This window comes from Streptomyces huiliensis, assembly GCF_020037025.1.
Lineage (GTDB): Bacteria > Actinomycetota > Actinomycetes > Streptomycetales > Streptomycetaceae > Streptomyces > Streptomyces huiliensis.
Genome location: NZ_JAIQLH010000238.1, coordinates 1 through 1,954, shown reverse-complemented (window position 1 = coordinate 1,954; position 1,954 = coordinate 1). Strand labels below are relative to the sequence as shown.

The window sequence follows — 1,954 nt, the reverse complement described above, 5'->3', positions numbered from 1 at the left end:
GAGGCGGCCGGCGGCAGGTCGGGCACGCGGGCGGCAGCGGTATCCGCGCCAAGCCGGTCGCCGGGGGGCAGGACGGCGGCGGCAGCCTCCCCCGCCGGGTGCGCCGGGGCGGCCGGCGCCGCACCGGGGGTCTCCGCGGTACGCCCGACGAACCGGTCGTCGGTCTCCGGGGCTTCGGCGGCGGCCTCCCCCACCGGCTGCCCGGGCGCCGGGACGGTCGGCGCCGCACCGGATACACCGGCATCCGCGGCAATCCGGCCGTCGGCGGGCAGGACGTCGGCGGCGGCCTCCCCCGCCAGGTGCCCGGGCGCCGGGGCGGCCGGCACCGCACCAGGCACGCCGGCATCCGCGGCGTACGCGACGAGCCGGTCGCCGGTGGGCAGGGTCTCGGCGAGGCCCGGCAGAGGGTCGCCGAGGAGCGCCCAGGTGCGGGTCCGGGTCTCAGGGGCCGTGCCGGGGGCGGTGGTCCAGCGGAGCTCGTGGAGGGCGTCGTCCCGGCGGGCGGCGCGGAGTTGTCCGAGGGAGACCGGGCGGGCCTGGAGGGAGTCGGCGGTGAGGACGGGCGCGCCGGTGGCGTCGGAGACGGTGAGGCGCATGGCGTCCGGGCCGGCCGGGGCGAGGTGGACGCGGAGGGCGGTGGCGCCGGTGGCGTGCAGGGCGACGCGGTTCCAGCAGAAGGGCAGCCGGACGGTGTCGCCGGTGTTGCCGACGAGCCCGGCGTGCAGGGCCGCGTCCAGCAGTGCCGGGTGCACCCCGTAGCCGTCCGCGTCGGAGCCGGCCGCCTCCGGCAGCTCCACCTCGCCGAACACCTCGTCGCCCGACCGCCAGAGCGCGCGGAGCCCCCGGAACGTGGGCCCGTAGGCGAAGCCGTCGGCGACGACGGACGGGTAGAAGTCGGCGAGGTCGACGGGGGCGGCGTCGGCCGGGAGCCAGTCGCCGGCCAGGTCGCGGGCGGGCCCCACAGCGCCGGGGGCGAGGGTGCCGTGGGCGTGCCGGGTCCACTCGGCGCCGCTGTCGGGCCGCGAGTGGACGGCGACGGCGCGCCGGCCGTCGCCGTCGGGGGCACCGACAGTGAGCTGGACGTCGGCCGGGCGGCTGCCGGTGAGGATCAGCGGCGCCTCCTGGTTGAGCTCCTCGACCGTGCCGCAGCCGACGCGGCGGCCGGCGTCGAGGACGAGGTCGAGGTAGGCGGTGCCGGGGACGATGACCGTGCCGAGGACGACGTGGTCGGCGATCCAGGGGTGACTGCGGGTGGAGACGCGGCCGGTGAGGACGAGCCGGTCGTCGTCGGCCGGCCGGAGGGCGGCGGTGAGCAGCGGGTGTCCGGCGGCGTCGAGGCCGAGCGCGGCGGGTCCCGCCGTGCCGTCGCCGCCGTCGGCGGGTCGCAGCCAGTGGAGTTCGCCCTGGAAGGCGTAGGTGGGCAGGTCGAGGTGCGGGGTGGGCCCGGCGGGCAGGGCGGCGGTGAGGCCGGTGCGGGCACCGCGCGCCCAGGCGTGGGCGAGGGCGGTACGGACGGTCTCGGGCTCGGGCCGGTCGGGACGCAGCAGGGGGACGGCGGCCAGGTCGGCGCCGTCCTCGGCGGCCGTGTCCTGGGCGAGGGCGGACAGCACACCGGCGGGCCCGAGTTCGAGGCAGGTGCGCACGCCCTGGGCGCGGAGCCGGCGGACGCCGTCCCGGAACCGGATGGTCTCGCGGACGTGCCGCACCCAGTACCCGGGGTCGCGGGCCTCGGCGCCGGTGAGGGTGCGGCCGGTGAGGTCGGAGACGATCGGGAGGGCGGGCTCGTGGAGGGTGACGCGATCGAGGACGGCCCGGAAGTCGCCCAGCATGCCGTCCATGCGCGGGGAGTGGAAGGCGTGGCTGACGTCGAGGCGCTTGGTGCGGCGGCCGTCGGCGGCGAACCGTCCGGCGATCTCGCGGACGGTGTCCTCGTCGCCGGAGACGACGACGGCGC

Annotated in this window: 1 protein-coding gene; it reads right to left on the bottom strand. The window is 79.1% G+C overall.

Translation table 11 applies throughout. From position 1 onward, the window contains the following. On the bottom strand, positions 1-1,954 hold a 1,954-nt coding region (locus tag JNW98_RS29420), incomplete at both ends, for a polyketide synthase dehydratase domain-containing protein (RefSeq protein ID WP_223771342.1).